Source organism: Parabacteroides sp. MSK.9.14 (genome assembly GCF_019041495.1).
Taxonomy (GTDB): Bacteria; Bacteroidota; Bacteroidia; order Bacteroidales; family Tannerellaceae; genus Parabacteroides; species Parabacteroides merdae.
The window spans coordinates 1-854 of record NZ_JAHPXO010000124.1 but is presented as its reverse complement, the minus strand read 5'-3'; the positions used below and the strand labels follow the sequence as shown (position 1 = coordinate 854).

Genomic DNA, 854 nt, shown 5'->3' with positions numbered 1-854 from the left:
TCGGATATATCTTCTTCTTTCTCCGGCTCTTCCACCTTATCTTTCATCAGGCTATCAGCCCAACCGAACTGCCTGTCAATCTCTTTTTGCAGTTCTTCCGCCATATTATAGATATAATCCTGTTCCCAGCCGGAAAGGACATTGTCGGCATAGAACTCTTTCAGCTTGTCACGGATCTTCTCCATCGCACCGGAAGATTCCGTTGCTGCCTTGATGGATTCAGTGACCATCTGCCGCATCATCTTCTTAACAGCCTCTTTCGCCGATTCTGCTCGGTCCTCACCGGCAGCCCACGCCTCGGCTTGTGCGCTTGCGAAATTGTCAATGGCGGATTTCAAGTCTTCCCCGAAGATGGCATCTTTAGCCTTCTCCTTGTTTTCTGCTATGGCTTCATTAATCTCGTCAATCTGGTTTTGCCATTCCTTTATCCTATCCTTATCGGTTTTCTTTTTATCCTGTTCTTCACGGATTTGTTGCTGGATTAAAACTTTCTGTTGTTCCAAAAGTGTGTTCTGCTGATCGATCAATTGGGAAGCATCATTCGAATAAGCCTTCTGAATGGATTTATCCAGTTTTTCGTATGATTTATCCAATGCGGCGATCTGATCCTGTAACCGCTGGATACGTTTCTCGTTCTTCTTGTCATGGATCCTGGCGATGGCACCGGCCAAAGATGTAACCACACCGATAGCGGCACCGGCAGACGCACCGATCGGACCGAACATAGCACCGGCTTTCGCACCGTTCATGGCAGAACTTACAGTATCCATTGCCACACTGAAGCCTTCAGCTATCCCACTGAATACACCACCGAACGAATCTCCGAGCTTCGAAAACGTGTCAGAGAGGAACTG

At 47.7% G+C, this 854-nt stretch carries 1 pseudogene; it reads right to left on the bottom strand.

Annotated elements, in window-relative coordinates:
* Positions 1 to 854 (bottom strand): annotated as a pseudogene (locus tag KTG12_RS21420) (phage tail tape measure protein); the annotation flags it as partial.